This is a genomic window from Desemzia sp. AGC72 (genome assembly GCF_057334175.1).
In genome coordinates this window covers 427,330-447,617 of the sequence record NZ_JBHFIG010000021.1, presented here as the reverse complement: position 1 = coordinate 447,617, position 20,288 = coordinate 427,330, and the positions used below count along the sequence as shown (strand labels likewise).

At 36.8% G+C, this 20,288-nt stretch carries 17 protein-coding genes and 2 pseudogenes; 17 read left to right on the top strand and 2 right to left on the bottom strand.

All coding sequences use genetic code 11. From position 1 onward, the window contains the following. The first annotated feature begins 2 nt into the window (after positions 1-2). From recO to ACE025_RS11210, 7 genes are all read left to right on the top strand, one after another. Positions 3-803, top strand: coding sequence for a DNA repair protein RecO (recO, locus tag ACE025_RS11240; RefSeq protein WP_485939829.1), 801 nt, complete (start codon positions 3-5; stop codon positions 801-803). Between the two features lie 296 nt (positions 804-1,099). Beyond that, a complete protein-coding gene (gene glyQ / locus ACE025_RS11235; protein WP_485939827.1) occupies positions 1,100-2,008 on the top strand; it encodes a glycine--tRNA ligase subunit alpha in 909 nt (302 codons plus the stop codon). Position 2,009: 1 nt separating this feature from the next. Continuing rightward, positions 2,010-4,079, top strand: a complete 2,070-nt coding sequence (gene glyS, locus ACE025_RS11230; protein ID WP_485939825.1) for a glycine--tRNA ligase subunit beta — start codon at positions 2,010-2,012, stop codon at positions 4,077-4,079. Positions 4,080-4,168: 89 nt separating this feature from the next. Next, positions 4,169-4,534, top strand: coding sequence for a DUF488 domain-containing protein (locus tag ACE025_RS11225; RefSeq protein WP_485939823.1), 366 nt, complete (start codon positions 4,169-4,171; stop codon positions 4,532-4,534). Between the two features lie 30 nt (positions 4,535-4,564). After that, entirely contained in the window at positions 4,565-6,280 is a 1,716-nt protein-coding gene (locus ACE025_RS11220) for an ABC transporter ATP-binding protein (protein WP_485939821.1), read from the top strand. Positions 6,281-6,370: 90 nt separating this feature from the next. Continuing rightward, on the top strand, positions 6,371-6,901 hold the full coding sequence (locus ACE025_RS11215) for a 3H domain-containing protein (RefSeq protein ID WP_485940103.1): 531 nt from the start codon (positions 6,371-6,373) through the stop codon (positions 6,899-6,901). A gap of 87 nt (positions 6,902-6,988) precedes the next feature. Further along, positions 6,989-7,561 carry a hypothetical protein gene (locus ACE025_RS11210; RefSeq protein WP_485939819.1) on the top strand — a complete coding sequence of 191 codons (573 nt, stop codon included), beginning with the start codon at positions 6,989-6,991 and terminating at the stop codon, positions 7,559-7,561. A 59-nt stretch (positions 7,562-7,620) separates the two neighbouring features. Here ACE025_RS11210 and ACE025_RS11205 read toward each other — a convergent pair whose 3' ends face one another. Further along, on the bottom strand, positions 7,621-7,884 hold the full coding sequence (locus ACE025_RS11205; RefSeq protein ID WP_485939818.1) for a hypothetical protein: 264 nt from the start codon (positions 7,882-7,884) through the stop codon (positions 7,621-7,623). Positions 7,885-8,158: 274 nt separating this feature from the next. Between ACE025_RS11205 and dnaG the strand changes: the two genes are divergently transcribed. The 6 genes and pseudogenes from dnaG (at position 8,159) to ACE025_RS11175 (ending at position 14,863) form a co-directional block, all read left to right on the top strand. Then, the gene (dnaG, locus tag ACE025_RS11200; RefSeq protein ID WP_485939817.1) at positions 8,159-10,024 is read left to right on the top strand and encodes a DNA primase; all 1,866 of its coding nucleotides are present in this window, start codon (positions 8,159-8,161) and stop codon (positions 10,022-10,024) included. 75 nt (positions 10,025-10,099) lie between these two features. Beyond that, positions 10,100-11,206, top strand: a complete 1,107-nt coding sequence (gene rpoD / locus ACE025_RS11195; protein ID WP_485939815.1) for an RNA polymerase sigma factor RpoD — start codon at positions 10,100-10,102, stop codon at positions 11,204-11,206. An 869-nt stretch (positions 11,207-12,075) separates the two neighbouring features. Next, positions 12,076-12,492: pseudogene (locus tag ACE025_RS11190) on the top strand (alpha/beta fold hydrolase); the annotation flags it as partial. Positions 12,493-12,767: 275 nt separating this feature from the next. Next, a complete protein-coding gene (locus ACE025_RS11185) occupies positions 12,768-13,247 on the top strand; it encodes a hypothetical protein (RefSeq protein ID WP_485939813.1) in 480 nt (159 codons plus the stop codon). 333 nt (positions 13,248-13,580) lie between these two features. Continuing rightward, a complete protein-coding gene (locus tag ACE025_RS11180) occupies positions 13,581-14,414 on the top strand; it encodes a GNAT family N-acetyltransferase (protein WP_485939811.1) in 834 nt (277 codons plus the stop codon). 38 nt (positions 14,415-14,452) lie between these two features. After that, the gene (locus ACE025_RS11175) at positions 14,453-14,863 is read left to right on the top strand and encodes a hypothetical protein (protein WP_485939809.1); all 411 of its coding nucleotides are present in this window, start codon (positions 14,453-14,455) and stop codon (positions 14,861-14,863) included. 79 nt (positions 14,864-14,942) lie between these two features. Here ACE025_RS11175 and ACE025_RS11170 read toward each other — a convergent pair whose 3' ends face one another. After that, complete coding sequence (locus ACE025_RS11170) at positions 14,943-15,707, bottom strand: helix-turn-helix transcriptional regulator (RefSeq protein WP_485939808.1); 765 nt, start codon at positions 15,705-15,707, stop codon at positions 14,943-14,945. 581 nt (positions 15,708-16,288) lie between these two features. Here ACE025_RS11170 and ACE025_RS11165 point away from each other — a divergent pair. The 4 genes and pseudogenes from ACE025_RS11165 to ACE025_RS11150 form a co-directional block, all read left to right on the top strand. After that, entirely contained in the window at positions 16,289-17,236 is a 948-nt protein-coding gene (locus ACE025_RS11165) for a nucleoside hydrolase (RefSeq protein WP_485939806.1), read from the top strand. Positions 17,237-17,323: 87 nt separating this feature from the next. Then, complete coding sequence (locus ACE025_RS11160) at positions 17,324-18,559, top strand: NupC/NupG family nucleoside CNT transporter (protein WP_485939804.1); 1,236 nt, start codon at positions 17,324-17,326, stop codon at positions 18,557-18,559. Positions 18,560-18,911: 352 nt separating this feature from the next. Beyond that, positions 18,912-19,568, top strand: a complete 657-nt coding sequence (locus tag ACE025_RS11155; protein ID WP_485939803.1) for a DNA alkylation repair protein — start codon at positions 18,912-18,914, stop codon at positions 19,566-19,568. Positions 19,569-19,643: 75 nt separating this feature from the next. Next, positions 19,644-19,814: pseudogene (locus tag ACE025_RS11150) on the top strand (GNAT family N-acetyltransferase); the annotation flags it as partial. Positions 19,815-20,288: the final 474 nt, after the last annotated feature.

Genomic DNA, 20,288 nt, shown 5'->3' with positions numbered 1-20,288 from the left:
AATTGTCTCAAATTGAAGAATTTGAAGGCATCGTTTTGTCTGTTAAAAAACATCGGGAGCAAGACCATTTAGTAAAAATCTTTACAGATCGGTTCGGCAAGTTGATGTTTTTTACTCGAGGGACAGGTAAGAGAAACAACAAGCTAAAAACAGCCATCCTCCCTTTTACAAAAGCAACTTATATTGGAGACGTTCGAACAACGGGGCTCTGTTTTTTGAACGATGCCAAAGACCAACAGCAGTATCAAAGTATGCAAACAGATATCTTTTTAAATGCTTATGCCACTTATTTGCTGAATCTAACGGATGTAGCATTAGAAGACAGACAACCCAATCCTGCTTTGTACCACAAATTAGCGGCCAGTTTACATGAAATCGATGAAGGATCTGATCCCGAGATCATCATGAATATTTTTGAAATCCAGCTGCTGCCTTATTTTGGGGTAGCTCCTGAACTAAGAGGATGCAGAGTCTGCGGGAATACGGAAGGGCCTTTTGATTATTCTCAGACATACGGAGGACTATTGTGTCAAAATCACTGGCATATGGATGAACACCGGTACCATGCGACCCAAAGAAGCATTTACTTCATTCGTCTATTTTCCAGAGTTTCTTTAGACCAGATTGGTTCTATCAGTGTGAAAGAAGAGACAAAAAAAGAGATACAATACGTAATCGACCAAATTTACGATGATTCTGTTGGGATCAAATTAAAAAGCAAAGGCTTCATCAAAAAAATGGATGAGTGGGGCAGCGTATTGAAAGATGCCCGCAACCCTGAAAAAAATGACAGAAATGATTGACAATGAGTTAGCAAAGAAGCTATTATAATAAAGAATTGAAGAAACAGCGTTGAAGGAAGAAGTAAAAATCTGAACCTTGTTTAAAGCGATTTTGGGATAGTGCGAGCCAAATAACAAGAAGATTTTGAAAGGCATCTGGAGCTGAGACCAACAAAGATGCTAGTAGTGTTTCGATAACAATACTAGAATTAGGGTGGAACCGCGGTTAGTGTATATAATCGTCCCTATGCTTAACGAACAGTGTTGAGCATAGGGGCTTTTTTTATTTCAAAAAAATTCTAGGAGTGATTCAAAAGATGAAAAAAGACAGTTTAACTTTTCAAGAGATCATTTTGACGTTGCAAAATTTTTGGTCTGATAAAGGTTGTATGCTGATGCAAGCTTACGATACAGAAAAAGGTGCCGGAACGATGAGCCCTTATACATTCTTGCGTGCTATCGGTCCAGAACCATGGAACGCTGCTTATGTTGAGCCTTCAAGAAGACCAGCAGACGGTCGTTATGGAGAGAATCCAAACCGTTTGTTCCAACATCACCAATTCCAAGTCGTGATGAAACCATCTCCTGAAAACATCCAGGAATTGTATTTGGAAAGTTTGGAATTATTAGGCATCAATCCATTAGAACATGATATTCGTTTTGTAGAAGACAACTGGGAAAATCCTTCTATGGGATGTGCAGGACTAGGTTGGGAAGTGTGGTTGGATGGAATGGAAATCACACAATTTACTTACTTCCAACAAGTGGGCGGATTAGAATGCAAGCCTGTAACCAGCGAAATCACATATGGTCTAGAGCGATTAGCTTCTTACATCCAAGAAGTAGACAGTGTATACGACATTCAGTGGACTCAAGGTGTAAAATATGGTGAAATCTTTATTCAACCAGAATATGAGCACTCTCAATATGCGTTTAACAACAGCAATCAAGAGATGCTGCTGCATTTCTTTGAAGAGTATGAAAAAGAAGCTCAAAAACAAATCGAAGCCGGATTGGTACATCCAGCTTATGATTACGTTCTTAAATGCAGTCACACATTCAACTTGTTAGATGCACGAGGAGCAGTTTCGGTAACAGAGAGAGCTGGCTACTTGGCTCGTATTCGTAACATGGCTCGTTCGATTGCAAAAGCATTCGTCAATGAGCGTGAAAAATTGGGATTCCCATTATTGAAAGAAGATATTACAGTGGAGGGAGCTGAATAAGATGAGTCACAATGTATTGCTTGAAATCGGATTAGAAGAAATGCCCGCTAACGTGATCACTCAAAGCCGCATCCAATTAATGGAGCGCGTGGAAAAATTTCTGACAGAAAACCGCTTATCTTTTAGACAAGTTAAATCTTATTCTACACCGCGCCGTTTGGCCGTTTTGATTCACGATGTAGCTGAAAAACAAGAAGACCAAGAAGTAACAGCGAAAGGTCCAGCGAAGAAAATTGCTTTAGACAGCGAAGGAAACTGGTCAAAAGCAGCTCAAGGATTTGTTAGAGGTCAAGGAGTAACACCAGAAGATATTTATTTCAAAGAGTTGAAAGGTGTAGAATACGTTCACGTAGACAAATTCATTCCTGGAAAATCTGCTATGGATATTCTTCCGCAATTGTCTGAAGTAGTAACTTCAATGACTTTCCCGGTAAGTATGCACTGGGCAGATCATTCTTTAAAATACATCCGTCCTATTCATTGGATCGCTGCTATGGCAGATGAGAAAGTGATTCCTTTCAAAGTATTGGATGTAGAAACATCAAATACCAGCCGCGGACATCGTTTCTTAGGTGAGGATGTTGTCTTCGAAACGGCATTGGACTACGAAGCAGCTCTAAGTGAGCAATTTGTGGTAGCTGACAACGAAAAACGTACTGCTTTGATCGTTAGTCAAATCAATGCGTTAGCTGAAAAACACCAATGGACGGTTCCATTAGACGAAGAGTTACTAGAAGAGATCACTAATATCGTAGAATACCCAACGGCTTTCTACGGAACATTTGATGAATCTTACTTAGCTATTCCAAATGAAGTCTTGATGACTTCGATGAAAGATCATCAACGTTATTTCTACGTGATGAATCAAGAAAAAGATATCTTGCCGTACTTTATTTCTGTACGTAATGGGAATGCGAACCACATCGAAAACGTAGCAAAAGGAAATGAAAAAGTATTAGTCGCTCGTTTAGATGATGCTCAATTCTTCTTTGAAGAAGACAAAAAAATGTCTATTGATGCATGTCTAGAAAAATTAAAATCTGTCACGTTCCACGAAAAAATCGGTTCATTGTATGAAAAAATGCAACGTACTGGATTATTCGCTGAAGTGATCGGAAAACAAATCGGGTTGACTGAACAAGAAATGACCGACCTAAAAAGAGCAGCAGAGATTTATAAATTTGATTTGGTAACGAACATGGTAGATGAGTTCCCTGAACTTCAAGGAATCATGGGCGAGAAATATGCCTTATTATTTGGTGAGACACCAGCAGTTGCTCAGGCGATTCGTGAGCATTACCAACCGATCTCTAGTGAAGGTGCATTGCCAACTAGTCATGTAGGAGCTGTTTTGGCTGTTGCGGACAAATTAGACAGTGTGATGAGTTTGTTTGCTGCTGGAGTTGTTCCAACAGGTTCAAACGATCCATTTGGTTTAAGAAGACAAGCTTATGGTATGATTCGTATCGTTGTCGATAAACAATGGTCATTCCCAGTCCGTACGATTTGGGCAAACATTTCTTCTCAATTGAATGAAAGACCTGAATTGGTGCTGAGCGGATACGCTGAGACACAAACTGAAGCATTAAGCTTCATCAAAGGAAGAATCCGTCAATTATTGATGAGTCTTCAATTGAATTATGGGGTAGTAGATGCTGCTTTAGGTTCTACTCAAGACGATATTTTGCAAATCATTGAGATCGCCCAAGTATTAGAAGCTGAAAGCCAATTAGAATCCTTTAAATCAACCATCGAAGCTGTTCAACGAGCAATCAATTTGGCTGAAAAAGCTTCTGATGAAACTTCTATCCAAACTGATAAATTTGAAACAGCTAGTGAAAAGAATTTATACGATGCTGTTCTTTCTGTTAAAGAACAATATGGTGATTTCACTGTAAGAGAACGCTATGCTGCTCTGTCTAACTTGGCGCCTTCGATCCATGAATTCTTTGAAGAAAACATGGTCATGGCAGAAGACGAAACAGTACGGAATAACCGTTTGTCTGTGCTTCGTGAGATCGCACAATTTGCGTTATCTTTTGCTGATTTAGACAAATTAGTGATCAAGTAAGTTGAATTACCTGCTCCATTAGGAAGAGTCATTTCTAGTGGAGTCCTTTTTTAACTGTCGTACTTGAATAAGGAAAAGGAGCTGTTCATATGTCTCATAAAGTGAAAATGAAACGAGTATATGAAGCTGTATCGTCGACAGACGGGTATCGGATTTTGGTAGACCGTATTTGGCCTCGAGGGATAAAAAAAGAAGCAGCAACTGTTGACGAGTGGAACAAAGATATCGCACCTACTACAGAAGCGCGGAAATCTTTCCAGCATGATCCGGATAAGTTTGATTCTTTCAAAGAGAAGTACCTTCAAGAATTAGACGCCAATCCAGAAGCACCGACTTTTATTCAACAACTAAACGACTGTTTAAAAACACAAGATGTGACATTGGTGTATGCTGCAAAAGATGAAGTGTATAATCATGTGGTGATCTTGAAAGAATACATTGAGAAAAAACTATAGCGACTAGGGATCGTTCATTAGGGGGACAACATGTTAAAACGATTTTTTGATTACTATCGACCATATAAAACGCTTTTTACCATCGATTTCATTTCCGCTGTAGTAGTAGCTGTTTTGGAGTTGGCATTTCCGATGGTTGTTAGTCAAGTAACAGATGAACTGCTGCCGACTGCTAATTGGACTTTGATCGTTGCAGCATCTATTGCCATGCTATTGTTGTACTTTGTCACGACCTCACTGCAGTTCGTAGTGACTTACTATGGGCATAAATTGGGGACGAATATTGAGACCGATATGCGTAGAGATTTGTATTCTCATTTGCAGCGCCAATCTTTTCGATATTTTGACAATCGCGAGACAGGCCAGTTGATCACAAGACTGACTTCTGATCTTTTTGAGATCGCAGAAGTCGCTCACCATGGCCCGGAAGATATTTTTATTACAATTTTCACTTTAACAGGTGCATTCTATATGATGCTTCAGATCCATACCGGATTAGCGATCGCGACCATTATCTTGGTTCCGTTTATTGCATTGGCATTAGCGTTTTTCAATAAGCGCATGACGAAAGTCAATACAGATATTTACAACAGCTTAGGGAACTTCAGTGCCGGTATTGAAGCTGCTGTTGGCGGTATCCGTGTGGTTCAAGCCTTTGCAAATGAAGCTCACGAAAGTTCTCTATTTGAAGGACTGAACCAATCGTACCGAAAGTCTAAAATTTTGTTTTTCAAAATGCTGGGCATCAGTCATGCCTACAATTACTTACTGATTCGTTTGATTAGTTTGTTCGCATTGTTCTTTGGCGCGTATTACACGATTCAAGGAGAAATCAGTTACGGAGACTTCATCGGTTTTATTTTATTAGCGAATGTCTTCGTTAGACCGATAGAGAAAGTAAACAATATGATTGAAAGTTATCCTAAAGGTATTGCCGGATTTAAGAGATTTTCTGAAGAATTGGATCTGGAACCGGATATCAAAGATAAACTAGGGGCAGTAGAAGTAAGTGGTCTTACAGGGAGTATTGAATACAAAAATGTGTCCTTTACTTACGAAGGCACAACTCCTGTATTAGATGGAATCAATTTAACGATTCATCCTGGAGAAACTGTTGCTTTTGTCGGACCGAGTGGGGCTGGAAAATCAACGATCTGTAACTTGCTGCCGCGATTTTACGAGATCGACTCAGGTGAAATCACGATTGATGGATACAATATCCAAGACATCTCGTTAGATTCTTTGCGTAATCAAATTGGTGTCGTCCAACAAGATGTGTTTCTATTCCCGGGAACGATTCGGGAAAATGTTCGTTATGGTAATTTAGAGGCTACAGATGGAGAAGTACGTCGAGCCATTCGTCTCGCTCATTTAGAAAGTGTGGTTCAAAATATGCCTGAAGGTCTCGACAGTATTGTTGGTGAAAGAGGCGTAAAACTTTCTGGAGGTCAAAAACAACGACTATCTATAGCACGAATGTTTTTAAAGAATCCGCCGATTTTGATTTTGGATGAAGCTACTTCAGCCTTGGATACAGAAACAGAAAAAGTGATCCAAGAGTCCTTGAATTCGTTAGCAGAAGGACGCACAACATTGATTATTGCCCATCGTTTAGCAACGATCAAACATGCGACTCGTATTGTGGTAGTCAATGAAGATGGGATTGCTGAAGAAGGAAATCATGAAGAGCTGATGGCATTGAATGGTGTCTATCGCAATCTTCACGACGCGCAATTTGCTGCGTAAACTACAAAATATAAAAGGATCCTCCATTGTATTGTGGAGGATCCTTTTTGTATAATGAATATATTAAGTACAAAAAGGATGGATAAGATTATGGATGCTGCTCAAAGAAGAGAATCGATCATTGCAACATTAAGACAAGAAAGTGAACCGTTCAGTGCGTCAAAGATGGCTAAACAATTTGGTGTCAGCAGACAAGTTATTGTAGGGGACGTTTCTTTATTGCGTGCTTCAGGAGTGGATATTATTGCTACACCACGTGGTTATGTATTAGATGCTGCTGTCCGTTCAAAAAATACGCACCGGAAATATACGGGCACCATAGCTTGTCAGCATACTGGCGACCAAACGAAACAGGAATTGTATGCCGTGGTCGACAAAGGCGGAGAATTGTTAGATGTCATTGTAGAACATCCAATTTACGGAGAGTTGGCCGGTCGGTTGAACATTGCTTCCCGAAAAGACGCAGACCGATTTACGAAACGGATGCTAGAAACTGAAACAGGATTGCTTTCGGACTTAACCAACGGAATCCATTTACATACCATTGCGTGTGAAGACAGCGAAACGTTTGAAGAAATTAAAGAAGAGCTGAAGCGATTAAATATTTTATACGTAAGCTGATTTTATGTTGACATTTCTTGGATAACTTATATAATTGTTTTACAAGTGTCAAGACACCTGTAAAACACATGTGAGGATTGTGAACAAATGAAAACAAAAACAAATCAGACGTTAAAACTAGCATTAACAGCTATATTGATCGCTATTGGGATTTTAATTCCGATGATCAGCCCAGTAAAAATCATTCTAGAACCAGCTTCATTTACTTTAGCGAGCCATGTCGCTATATTTATTGCAATGTTTATCTCTCCAGGGGTGGCATTTACTGTGGCTTTAGGAACGACTATGGGATTCTTTTTAGGTGGCTTCCCGATCGTTGTAACATTAAGGGCATTGACGCACGTAATATTTGTAGTTCTTGGTTCTCAACTATTGAAAAAGCGCCCATCTTTATTGAATAATAAAGGGCAATCGCTTCTTTTTTCATTAGGTATCGGTATTGTTCATGCTGTGAGTGAAATCGCAGTAGTTTCATTGTTTTATTTCGGAGGGAACATGACAGAAGGTTATTACGCACAAGGATTTATGTCTTCAGTATTATTGTTGGTGGGATTAGGCACAGTCGTACACAGTATGATCGATTTCACTATTGCTCAAGTCATTTGGTTAGGACTTGAAAAACGAATTAATATCGGTAAAAAAGTAGCTTCTATTCAATAAATAGAGAAAACATAAAGTAGATAAAAAGATCAGTTGATCTACTTTATGTTTTTTATTTATTATTCGCTGATACGATCTACAATTTGTTTTGCTTTAAGTAACGTCAACCCTTTTTCTTCGCGTAAGTATTTTACAGTACCGATCATTCCTAGAGAATCAATCCGACTTTTTGCTAAGTTGATCAAATCTTCATCACTTTCAGTAGAGTATTGCTTTTCAATAATAGCGCGTAAAGAGCTCAATTCCCTTGACTGACTGTAAAGCAGCAGAACTAAACTGATATTTAGCAATATAGAAAAAATAAAGAACCAATTGTATTCCATAAAAATACCTCCAAAAAATAGCGTTCGTTTTGTAATCATCATATTATCATAAAAGATAAGAATAAGCAGCTTAAACAAGGCTAGAGTTTAGAAGACTGATAATTATTTTGACTTTGTAATTTAGCGGCTTACATGCTATAATACATTATGTATTGTTGCGTGTAATAATAAATGAAAAATAATTGAGTCGCACTTATTTGATGAGTGCGACTCTTAGATACTTTTACTGTTTAATTTAGGAGACAACAGTCTTGAATGGATTGAGGTGGAGTATTTGGCAGTAAGGATTCCTGAAGAGACAATTAATGAGATTCGACAAAAAACCAATATTACGGATGTCGTCAGTCAGTATGTGCAGTTGAAAAAACAAGGAAAAAACTTGTTTGGCTTTTGCCCATTCCATGAAGAACGTACACCATCGTTTTCCGTTACAGAAGAAAAACAAATCTATCATTGTTTTAGTTGCGGGCGCGGAGGAAACGTTTATTCTTTTTTAATGGAAGTAGACGGATTGTCATTTCCTGAAGCGGTCATTAAAACAGCTGAGTTGGCTAATTTGCCTATAGATGATGAGTTGATGTCGCAGCAGAACGGTTTTCAAGCAGCAGGCGACTCTAAAAAAGATCAACTGATTCAGATGCATGAAGATAGTGTGGAATTTTATCACCATATCTTAGTCAACACGACTGCTGGTGAAGAAGCGTTACAATATTTACTTGATCGCGGATTGACCATAGAGACGATTGAAACCTTTAAAATCGGTTTTTCACCTAAGGAACGAACGATTTTACTGCAGTATTTGCAGGGTAAGAAATATACAGAGCAGCAATTGGAAGAATCCGGACTCTTTATTACCAGAGAAAATGGAGAAAAAATGGACCGGTTTTCCAATCGGATTTTATTCCCGGTAGAAAACCAGCAAGGAAAAGTCGTTGCTTTATCTGGCCGCTTATTCAAAGCGACTGAAAACCCACATTTTAATGAACCTAAATACCTGAATAGTCCAGAAACGTATTTGTTCAATAAGCGTAAAGTGCTGTTCAACTATAAGCGGGCGCGTTCAACGATTCGAAAAGAAAAAGAAGCTATTCTATTTGAAGGATTCATGGATGTCATTTCGGCTTATCAAGCCGGTGTGACAAATGCCTTGGCTACCATGGGAACCAGCTTAACAAATGAACAGATCCATATGCTGGATCGTATCACAGATAAAATTGTAGTAGCTTATGATGGAGATAATGCCGGCATTGAAGCAACTAAAAGGGCTACGGACCTTTTGACGGAAGAAACTCATTTTGATGTAGAAGTAGTCAGTTTTCCAGAAGGTCTGGATCCTGATGACTATATCAAGCAAAAGTCTCCAGAATCATTTGTTGAATTTGTCCGTCATGGACGAGATACGTTATTCAACTTCAAGATGCGCTATTATCGGAAATCGCTCAATTTAAACAATGAGAGCGAACGGTTGGGGTATATTGAAAAAATTCTCAATGAGATGCTGACAATTCCTTCAGCAGTAGAACGAGAAGTGTATCTGAAGCAGTTGTCTGAAGAGTTCGATCTGACTCTCGAGACACTGAAAGAGCAGTTCCAACAGACGTTCTATGCGTACCAAAGCAAGAAAAACAAAGGGAAACAAGCAGAACAGCAAGAGCCTCCTAGAAGAGTGGTCGCTCCTCAAGTTCAACAGCAAAGACGAACGATTGGGCCGATTGAACGGGCAGAAAGGTTATTGCTGAATCGCCTGTTCCATTTTGAAGCTGCTTGGGTACAGCTGAAAAGCATCGATGAACACTTTCACTTTATTCACGATGAGTACCAAATGCTGTATGTGCTGTTTGAGAGTTTTAAAGAGCAGACAGACAATCAAGGAACCGTAGAAGCTTTTATGGATTTCGTAAAGGAACCTGAATTAAGAAACCATATTGCGGAACTTGAATTGATGTTTGTGAGTGAAGAGATGTCTAACCAGGAAATTATCGACTGTGTAGATGTTATTTCTAGAAAATCCACTTTAGAAAATCAGCTCAAAGAAAAGCAGCAGCAAATAAAAGAAGCTTCCAGACAAGGTAACCGAGATCAGTTGCGTATCCTAATGAAGGAAGTCGTGGATCTATCTCGCTTATTGAAAAACAAGTGAGATATGGTAAGATCATAATTAATGGATTTAAGTATTTTTTAAATCATTCAGTTGGAAAAGGGGAGGCATTTTTTGATGGCAGAAAAACAAACTGCAAATAAAGAAACGTATGAACAAGCGGTAAAAAGAGTTATCAGCGGGTACAAGGCAAAAGGGATTATCAAGTACAATGAATTAGCTGATCAAATTGCAACGCCTTTCAGTTTAGACGCTACAGATATGGATAATTTAATCCAACGCGTTGAAGATGCTGGAATTGGTGTTGTTGGAGAAGATGGAAATCCTACTGAACGACAACTGAAAAAAGAAGAAGAGGAAGAAAAACCAGAAGATCTGACAGCTCCTCCAGGCGTTAAGATCAATGATCCTGTTCGCATGTATTTAAAAGAAATCGGTCGTGTAGATCTATTATCTGCCGGCGAAGAAGTTTCTTTAGCTAAACGAATCGAAGAAGGAGATCCTGAAGCCAAACAAAGTTTGGCTGAAGCCAACTTGCGTTTAGTAGTAAGTATTGCAAAACGTTATGTAGGACGTGGAATGCAATTCTTAGACTTGATTCAAGAAGGTAATATGGGATTGATGAAAGCCGTTGAAAAATTCGACTATACAAAAGGGTTTAAATTCTCTACGTATGCAACTTGGTGGATCAGACAAGCGATCACTCGCGCGATCGCTGACCAAGCGAGAACGATCCGTATTCCGGTTCATATGGTTGAAACCATCAACAAATTAGTACGTATCCAACGTCAATTATTACAAGATTTGGGAAGAGATCCTACACCAGAAGAAATCGGTGCTGAAATGGACTTGCCAACTGAAAAAGTACGTGAAATCTTAAAAATCTCTCAAGAGCCTGTTTCATTAGAAACGCCTATTGGTGAAGAAGATGATTCTCATTTAGGAGACTTCATCGAAGACCACGACGCAACTAGTCCTGAAGATAATGCTTCTTACGAATTGTTGAAAGAACAATTAGAGGATGTATTGGATACTTTAACAGACCGTGAAGAAAACGTATTGCGTTTACGTTTTGGTTTAGATGATGGCCGTACAAGAACACTTGAAGAAGTAGGTAAAGTCTTCGGTGTTACTCGTGAGCGTATCCGTCAAATCGAAGCAAAAGCTCTACGCAAATTGCGCCACCCAAGCAGATCTAAACAATTGAAAGATTTCTTGGAATAAAAGATAAATTATAAAGACACTTGCCACTTGGTGAGTGTCTTTTTTTGTGTTGAAAAATAAATTCCTTCCGGAATCAGGGATGCTGGGTAAAAGCCATGGGAACGCCTGGAGCCAAAAAACGTCTCCAGACTTGCAAGCTTTCAAAGTCAGCGTAAGGGCTGAAGTGCAAACGCTGGCTAATTCACATTGCATCCTTTACATGGCTACCAGCACACCTGATTCCTACAGGAATTTCTAGTTTTGAGGAATAGAGGAGGTTGGAGTGGGTATTCACTGTAAAAATTAAAAAAATTGACTTTACGTGACATTTGATTGATTTTTTAAACCAAAAAGGAATGCAAATTCGATTTGCGTTCCTTATATAAGGTAAAACTACCATTAAGGTAACAAAAGTTGATTTCGCGTTACCTATTTGTGCGCATAATTAGCACAAAGGTAACGCAAAAAATTATTGAAGTGTCAAAAGGTTGTGCTAAGTAAAGTTAGATGCCTTAGTATGGTGAAATTATAAAGAGCATGCATTTTTTGATTCATTAACTGATTTGATAAAGCATGTGATTTATTTAGATTCGTAGTGTAGAATGATATTATAATGAGATGTTACTGAGTTTTTTTATTTATTTTTTTAATTTTTTATGTTTTTCAGAAGTATGATTGATGGTATTAATAATACTTCTCTTTCTTAGCTATAAAATAAAATACTACAGTAGTCAATTTAATTAGTGGACAGCACTTCGTGGAAGGGAGTCTTTTATGATCTTAAATACACATGTAAATGGAGAAGGAGAACCGTTGATTTTGTTCCATTCATTTGGAAATACGAGGGATTCTATGTATGAGGAAGTCATGGAGTTTTTTTAGACAAAGGTTACAAAGTTCTGCGACCTGATTTAAGGGGGCATGGAAGATCTGTGGGAGAGATAAAGAATTATTTTAGTTATGCAGCAGGTGATGTGAAAGATACGTTGGATTCTTCCGGAATTGAAAAGTGTCATATCGCAGGTGTCTCCTATGGACGGGTTGTAGCTCTATTGTTTGCACAAAAATATCCTGAATATGTTAAATCTTTATCTGTAGCTGGAGTTTTTCCGATGAAATCTGAAGATTGGGGCAAAATTGAGAAAGAAGAAGCTAGGTGGTTTAAAGTTCTTCAGTCCAATAGCGAAATGGCTTCAGTTTTAAATGAGATGCGTGGCAACAGACATTGGAAAAAATTGTTTCAAGCCGCCATTGACGATGAACTTCCTTACCCCTTTAAACATAAGTGTACCCATGATTTGTATTAGTGGGGTATCTTCACAACATGAAATAGCTAATGCTGTAAATTTCAAAAATATAAATCCTGATATTCACATTGCTATTATTCCTTTTGCAGGGCATATCGTTTCTGGGGTACAGCCTTTACTATACTCTCATATACTACATGAGTTTATCTGTCGAGTAAGTAGTAACGAAGCCGTCATGTTATAAGTATTTTATTAAAAAACGTTTTTAGCCTAATATAGTTTAAGGTCACTTAACGAAACATGATTACCAAATAAAATGAGATAGGGGTAAGGCTATGCGGAAATTTAAAGATTTAGAATTTGAAGATCAACTACGGTTTTATCGATGGTTTTTCCAAAATCCTATGTTTGTTATTCTAGTATTCTTAATCGTATATGAAATAAATTATGTTGTTATATGTTATTTGTTTACAACAACCATCATTGGAGATTTAATCTTTTTTGGAATCCTAGATGACCAAAAAGGTTACAGTTATGTTGACTTGATACTAGATGCGTGCTGCTTATTTATAGCAACTTTTTTCGCAACTTCCTTGGCAGCTCCACCTCTGATTTCTTTCATTAGTCATATTAACCTTTTACCGGCTACCAATATATTGATCAATTATACAGCCACTGTAATATCGATTCTAGTTTTGTTTTTGCTTTGGTATAGTACGATTCGCATTCAACGGGTAATCAATCCGAATATTGGTACTTGGAAATGGAAACGTTCAGGACTTTTTAATTCAACAAGAAGACTTACGGTGAGATGAAATTCAAACAATATTGATTATGAAGTATTGCTCTAGGATAGAATAGAATGACTAGAGAAAAATAAAAAAATACCACAGAAAAAAACAGAATCGGAAATTTTGATGAGAGCAATGCATTTCGGCTGAATAAGCGTGACTATTGCCACTGCTATTGTAGGTGTTTTTAGACTTATTAATAACGAATCAATTGCTGACTTACTGGTCATTATTGCATTAATCGCATTAGGAATATTGCTAGCGACATTGGTAAGTGAATATAAAGTATATTAATAAAATTCTTGAATACATTCAAGCCAAATAGAAACTTGAAAAGAAAGGAGTGTGTGGAACTGTATGGAAAACATCCTTCTTTATCCAGTTCAAGAGAGCAAAGATTTATTGAAGATGATGGAAATCCAAAAAGAAGCATTCAAACGATTATACTTAAAATACAGAGACACAGAAACATCGCCTTATAAAGAAACCTTGCAGGATATCGAAAGAAAATTTGCTATGGCGAATAGTCGGTACTATCTTATTCAAGTAAATTTCATTAATGTAGGATTTATTAGGATTATTACGGATACGAATAAGTCAGTAGCTCGAATTTCTCCAATAGCTATATTGCCTCAGTTTGAAAATAACGGGTACGGAAAACGAGCAATATGTGAAATTGAAAATAGATTCCCGACCATAAAAGAATGGAATGTTGATATTGTAAAACAAGAAACAAAGTTAATTAATTTTTATTTAGATTTAGGCTATGTATACTTAGATAAAGAAGATATCATTCATGAAGGTATGTACATTTCTTGTTTTAAAAAAACATTCAATAGTAATTTGAGTCATTTTTTATTAGGTATCTTTAAAAATTTAGGTGGAGGAGGAACTTTAGTGAAAAAGCCTAATTACAATAACAGCATTGAGAATAATAAAAGAAACGAATTTAAAGCGAATATAAAGAAACATTTCAAAGCTAAATTAGAACAAATGCTTAAGGAAAACTTGAGAGTTGTGCCTAAAGTAGCCATAATATTTTCTAGTGCAAATATAATAGGTCAATACCTCGTTAATCGGGAAATCGATCTCAAATCAGTTTTGCTTTCAGCAGCCATGTTTGCTGTTTTGGCTTTATTAGGATTTTTTTCTAAAAGCTCCAAAAAAGAAAAAACAAAAATTGAACAGTAGTTTTATACTACTGTATCCTATCAAACAGGGGTGAGACTATGTCAGTAACAATCAAACGTAAGACTGGTTTGTCAGGCTTAGCATCAAAAATGTCTATTAAGGTTAATGGAGAAAAGGTCACGAAAATTGCTAATGAAGAAGTGGTGGATATTGACATCGATGCTGAAAGCACATTACTGAGAGTGACCCAATTCGGGACTCGAAGCAACCAAATCGAAGTAAAAGATGGAGACGTTGTTGAAATCAACACAACAAAAATCTATTACATCATATTCTTATTTCCTTTTATTTCTCTCATCGTAAGCAATTCTCTCCAAGATCAACCTTATACGCTAAACACTTTTTTAATGCTATTCCTAGGCATGTTGCTTATTTTATTCTTATTTGAAGGTTATCATTTGAAAAAAATAGATAATAAATCGAGTGAGAAAATTATACCTCAATCATAACTATCTTGTACATATGAAAAAAACGATACTGCAAATAAACCAACAGCATCATTCTGTTGGTTTATTTGCATTTCTGCATTTACTCAGTCATTGATTCTGCTAAAGAATAAAGATCGTCATGAGTATTGTTTGAGAAGACTTTGAAGTATTCTATTCCATTGGAATCTTGAATGATTGTATCACTTAATTTTGTGTACTCTTGACTATAACCATAAGCAGAAACAATATAAGTATCTCCGTTTACTTCAATAGTGACATCTTCATAAGTAGCAATACCTTCTACTAAACCCATTTCCAACCAACGTCCATGTATTTCACTTATTTCTTCATCTTCCATGTCTAAGGTAATATTAGCCTCATAATTCCGGTTGTTCCAAAGAACCAGGCTTTTTTCGTCAAATGACAGAATAGATTGTTGTAATTCGTCGAGTGGAGTGTAATTCATCTCCCACGTAGAATTCAATAGGTCATTTGGCTTCAAGCCTTCTTGATTTATATGTGCATTCAATTGGCTATGCTGGTACTGTTTGATGCCATAAATAATACTTGTACTGGTTACGATTAGAAGAAACACAGCTAAAATGATGCTGGTGATTTTTCTTCGTTCACTTTTCTTTACTTTTTCGGAAATATCTTTGATCACTTGCGAATCCTCCTTTAACAAATCGTCGAGAGGAGTGGCAAACAATTCACTGATTGTCACTAGAGTCTCTATATCAGGATAAGTTCTGCCGACTTCCCAACTAGAAATCGTTTGCCTTGAAACAAACAAAAGGTCTGCTAATTCCATTTGAGTTAAGTTAGCTTCTTGTCTTTTTTGTTTCAATCTTTTTCCGATGTCCAATTCTATTCCTCCTTTTTTCAAGTGTACTTTACTGTTGTTTTTCCGGCTAGCAACAAGTTGAAGATTGATTAAAAATGTTTGGTTTAGTCATGCTACACTTTGTAGCGCCTATAAATCAAAACTTTTCGAAGCTTTGGAATAACTATTATTTTAAACGAAATCAGGAATATCTAATTTTAAAAAATCTATCTAAATTATATCATAGAATATTAATACTGCTTTAATGCTATAACAATTTAGGAAATATATTTTATACTGCTAAACTTTCAAAATAAATTGTATAAAAAAAACAGAAAGATTGATGTAACAAAGATCCTATTGAAATTAAATTGAAAAATCCATGTTCATTATTAATAGACAACCCCGAAAATGACGTTGACATTTTCAGAAAACAACTACATAATCAATAAGAACTAATTCAGCGTTTTAATACAGTCCTGTGAGGCTGACAAGGAAGAATTATGCAAACGGATATTCTACACTTTTGTACATAAAAGCGGAGGGTCCTTTGTCATATTCATGACAAAGGGCTCTTTTTTTTGGACATAAATCCTGAATAGTCAATCAAAGGAGGAGTTATTATGCAACGAATCATCATTGACACCGATACCGCTGGAGATGACGTAAACGCCCTATTGACAGCTCTTCATTACTTCAAAGTTGAAGGGGTCACTATTGCTGGAGGAAATGTAGCATTTGACCAAGAAGTAGAAAATGCTCTTTACACCATTCAAGTGGCAAATCCTGGGTATAGAGTACCGGTCTATAAAGGTCACAACAGTCCAATGCTGTCATTTGCGCAACAAGAGCATAAAACTGTTGAAAATATTCATGGCAATTACGGGATGGGCGATGCGGAATTTGAAAAGGCAGAACAGAGACCTGAAGAACAGCATGCTGTTGATTTTATCATTGAGACAGTAAAAGCCAATCCAGGTGAAATTACTTTGTTGGCTATTGCACCATTGACAAATATTGCTATGGCTTTGAAAAAAGACCCCACAATAGCAGCAGATATTCCACACCTGTATGTTATGGGCGGCACTAACAATTCCCTAGGGAACATCACGCCTTCTGCGGAGTATAATTTTTACGTTGATCCTGAAGCCGCACGAATCGTTCTGCATGCTGGTATCCCAATCACCATGATTAGCTGGGATATATGTACCAAGTATTCGGTGATGTATGAGGATGATTTAAACGAAATCGAAGCTTTAAACACAAAAGGTTCTCGATTCTTTATGGAAATCAACAATTTCGTGCGCAGAGCCAATAAAGCGACACACAACATTGACGGGTCGACTCATCCGGATGCTATATTAGTTGCGGTAGCAGCCAATGAAGCTCTAATGACTCAATCTAATCATTACTATGTCGATATTGAAACGGCCGGGGAATTAACTCGAGGCTACAGTTTAGTCGATACCAATAACGTGACAGGCAATGCGCCTAATGTGCGAGTATGCGAGGCAGTCGATCGTGCAGGATTTAAAGTCGCTTTAATCGAAGTTTTAAGTGCATTAGTGTAAAAAAAGTGAAACAAACCAAAAACCTCTTTGATTGGTTTTAAAAAATGATTTAACAATATTCGTTGGAGCAAGAAAGGTTGATAAAAAGTGTCAGTAATAAATGTATTATGGGGTATTTTGGGAGTTATCACAGTATTAGGATTAGGATTTATTTTAAGTGTAGACCGGAGAAACATTCAAATCCGGACAGTTCTTGGTGCTTTAGCGATTCAATTTGTCTTTGCTTTTATCACCTTAAAATCTGAAGCAGGAAGAGCTGCTTTGCTTTGGGTCAGTGAAGCTTTAGGTGGAGTAGTTGGCTATGCCAATGAAGGAATAAAATTTTTGTTCGGTCCATTAGTAGGTGGGGGAGCAGTCTTTGCTCTTGAAGTATTGACCATCATCATTTTCTTTTCAGCACTAATTTCTATTTTTTATTATTATGGTATCATGCAAAAAATTATTGATATTTTAGGCGGATCTCTATCTAAGTTTTTAAAAACTACTAAAGTAGAGTCCTTATCTGCTGCAGCAAATATTTTCTTAGGGCAGACAGAAGCACCACTTGTGGTAAAACCTTACTTAAGTTCTATCACCGAATCAGAACTTTTTGCGATCATGGTCGGAGGGTTCGGTTCTGTTTCTGGGACAGTTCTAGTCGGTTATTCTCTTTTGGGAATCCCATTGGAATACTTATTGGCAGCTAGTTTTATGTCTGCTCCATCAGCACTATTGCTGTCTAAAATAGTTTATCCACTTTCAAAAGAAACTTTAGTGCAAATGGAACAAAATGAATTAGATGTTGATTTTGAAGAAGATCCTGAAGAAAAAGCTACGAATGTGATTGATGCCGCAGCTTCAGGAGCCATCACTGGTTTGAATATGGCTGTTCAAATTGCTGCAATTCTATTAGCTTTTGTTTCTCTTATTGCTTTACTGAACGGTATGCTTACAGGTGTTGGAAATTGGTTCGGAATCGATAACCTGACAATGGAAAGTATTTTAGGAATTGTCCTTTCGCCATTAGCCTTTCTAATTGGTGTACCTTGGGAAGAAGCCACTACAGCAGCCCAGTTCATTGGTCAAAAAGTGGTCGTGAATGAATTTGTAGCTTTCAGCGGTGTAGGTCAAATTATGGATACTATTTCAGAAAAAACATTGATGATCTTAAGCTTTGGGTTGGCTGGATTTGCAAATATCGGAGCCATTGCTTCTCAAATCGGAGGACTAGGAGCACTAGCACCGAATAGAAGAAAGGATATCTCTCGTTTAGGTGTACGTGCGATGATCACTGGTACCTTGGTATCATTATTGAATGCTGCAATAGCTGGAATGTTCATTTAATTTATAGCAAAGCCAAATCTATTTATACAATAGGTTTGGCTTTTTTTGTATGGTAAAATTAATCATAGCTTAGTAATTAAGTACATATTATATTAAGATGAATTAATTCAAACTTAATTTCATAGAAAAAGGAGTGGCAAGGAAAAAATGTTTCGCATATTTACAAAAAAACAGAGAGTTACTTTTTTGGCAACGTCCGTCATTGTCAGCTTGTTTAGTTTAGTATGGTTTAGCATTCAAACAAGTGCGGTAAGTATGTTGCTGTTGATTATAGCTATCATCAGTTTGATCAGCCAACTTATACTGATAAAAAAAGGACATTACAAAACTTAAGATAAGGAAGAGGTCTAGTATGTGGTACAAAGAAATATTTGAGCAGTTAGAAGCGCTAAGAAATCCGGTTCGCGCAGCGCAAATGGAATCTTATATGCGGAATCAATTTCCTTTTCTAGGGATACCGGCTGCTCCTCGAAAAGCTGTTTATCAACAAGCGTTTCGAAACGCTCTAAAAGAAAAGAGGATTGATTTTGATTTTGTAGAAACTTGTTTTTCTAAACCAGAAAGAGAATTCCATTACGCTGGCGTCGACTATCTTTTAACCATTCAATCGCTTCTTACACCTCAGCACTTGCCGAAAATCAAAGAATACATTCAGACGAAATCTTGGTGGGACACAGTAGATGGGCTTGATGGGGTAGTAGGTTATTTGGTACTACGCTATCCTATGTTGATAGACACAATGATTGAATGGAGTTTAGAAGACAACATTTGGATGCGGAGAGTCGCCATTGATCACCAGTTATTGTTCAAAGAGAAAACAGACACAGATTTATTAGCTACAATCATCAAAAACAACTTGAATGATACTGAGTTCTTTATCAATAAAGCTATTGGATGGAGTCTACGGGATTACAGCAAAACGGATCCTGAATGGGTGACGCATTTTATTCAAGAAAATCGGGCGTCTATGTCTACATTGAGCATTCGGGAAGGTAGTAAGTATCTATAGTAATCCTGGAACTATTTTTCTCATAAAACAGGAAGCGGTTGAATTACTATAGGATAAAAAGGAGTGAACTCATTAGTGGAAATTAGAAATTATATACACAGTGATGAAAAAGAATGGGTTTATACAAAAGCTCTAAGTTATTTGTTTTCGCCTTTTTTTGATGATATTAGCAAAACAAAAGACACGTTTGACAATGAGTTGTACCAATCAAGTATAGAGTTAGTGGCGATAGAAGATAATCACGTCTTTTAGAGTAAAGAATTAACGTTTTTTAAGATTTGTTGCACTTATGTGAAAAATCGGTACAATAGAAATTAAAAAAATCCTTGGTATATACTTTTGTATTTTAATGCTTGAATAAACTATTAGATAGAGATAGTTAAAGTAAAAGTATAATTAAACTGAAATAACTGTTAATTCTTACAGAGGGATATATCTGGTACAATACAAAGAAGCTTCAATATACAAGAACTGTCTTTAGTAAAGAAAGAAGTACAGTATTCATTATAAATGGCTTGTCAATTTAATCTCCAAATAATGTTATCACAAAAATAAATAGATTATTATAAAAACTAAAGAAAAAAAAACCTTGATTTAACAAGGTTCTAGACACATAACTTTATATCATTTCATGTATAAAAAAATTAATGATAAACTCATCTAAACAACTATTAAATTATAATGAAATAGTTAATACGTTTAAATTCAGAAAGATTTTAA

Excerpts from the sequence above, each read along its gene's own strand:
- ACE025_RS11210 (WP_485939819.1), top strand. The coding sequence starts at position 6,989 with ATGAAAACAAAAACAAATCAGACGTTAAAACTAGCATTAACAGCTATA.
- ACE025_RS11205 (WP_485939818.1), bottom strand. The coding sequence starts at position 7,884 with ATGGAATACAATTGGTTCTTTATTTTTTCTATATTGCTAAATATCAGT.
- ACE025_RS11215 (WP_485940103.1), top strand. The coding sequence starts at position 6,371 with ATGGATGCTGCTCAAAGAAGAGAATCGATCATTGCAACATTAAGACAA.
- ACE025_RS11155 (WP_485939803.1), top strand. The coding sequence starts at position 18,912 with ATGTGGTACAAAGAAATATTTGAGCAGTTAGAAGCGCTAAGAAATCCG.
- ACE025_RS11180 (WP_485939811.1), top strand. The coding sequence starts at position 13,581 with ATGGAAAACATCCTTCTTTATCCAGTTCAAGAGAGCAAAGATTTATTG.
- rpoD (WP_485939815.1), top strand. The coding sequence starts at position 10,100 with ATGGCAGAAAAACAAACTGCAAATAAAGAAACGTATGAACAAGCGGTA.
- ACE025_RS11220 (WP_485939821.1), top strand. The coding sequence starts at position 4,565 with ATGTTAAAACGATTTTTTGATTACTATCGACCATATAAAACGCTTTTT.
- ACE025_RS11185 (WP_485939813.1), top strand. The coding sequence starts at position 12,768 with ATGCGGAAATTTAAAGATTTAGAATTTGAAGATCAACTACGGTTTTAT.
- ACE025_RS11225 (WP_485939823.1), top strand. The coding sequence starts at position 4,169 with ATGTCTCATAAAGTGAAAATGAAACGAGTATATGAAGCTGTATCGTCG.
- glyS (WP_485939825.1), top strand. The coding sequence starts at position 2,010 with ATGAGTCACAATGTATTGCTTGAAATCGGATTAGAAGAAATGCCCGCT.
- ACE025_RS11165 (WP_485939806.1), top strand. The coding sequence starts at position 16,289 with ATGCAACGAATCATCATTGACACCGATACCGCTGGAGATGACGTAAAC.
- glyQ (WP_485939827.1), top strand. The coding sequence starts at position 1,100 with ATGAAAAAAGACAGTTTAACTTTTCAAGAGATCATTTTGACGTTGCAA.
- ACE025_RS11175 (WP_485939809.1), top strand. The coding sequence starts at position 14,453 with ATGTCAGTAACAATCAAACGTAAGACTGGTTTGTCAGGCTTAGCATCA.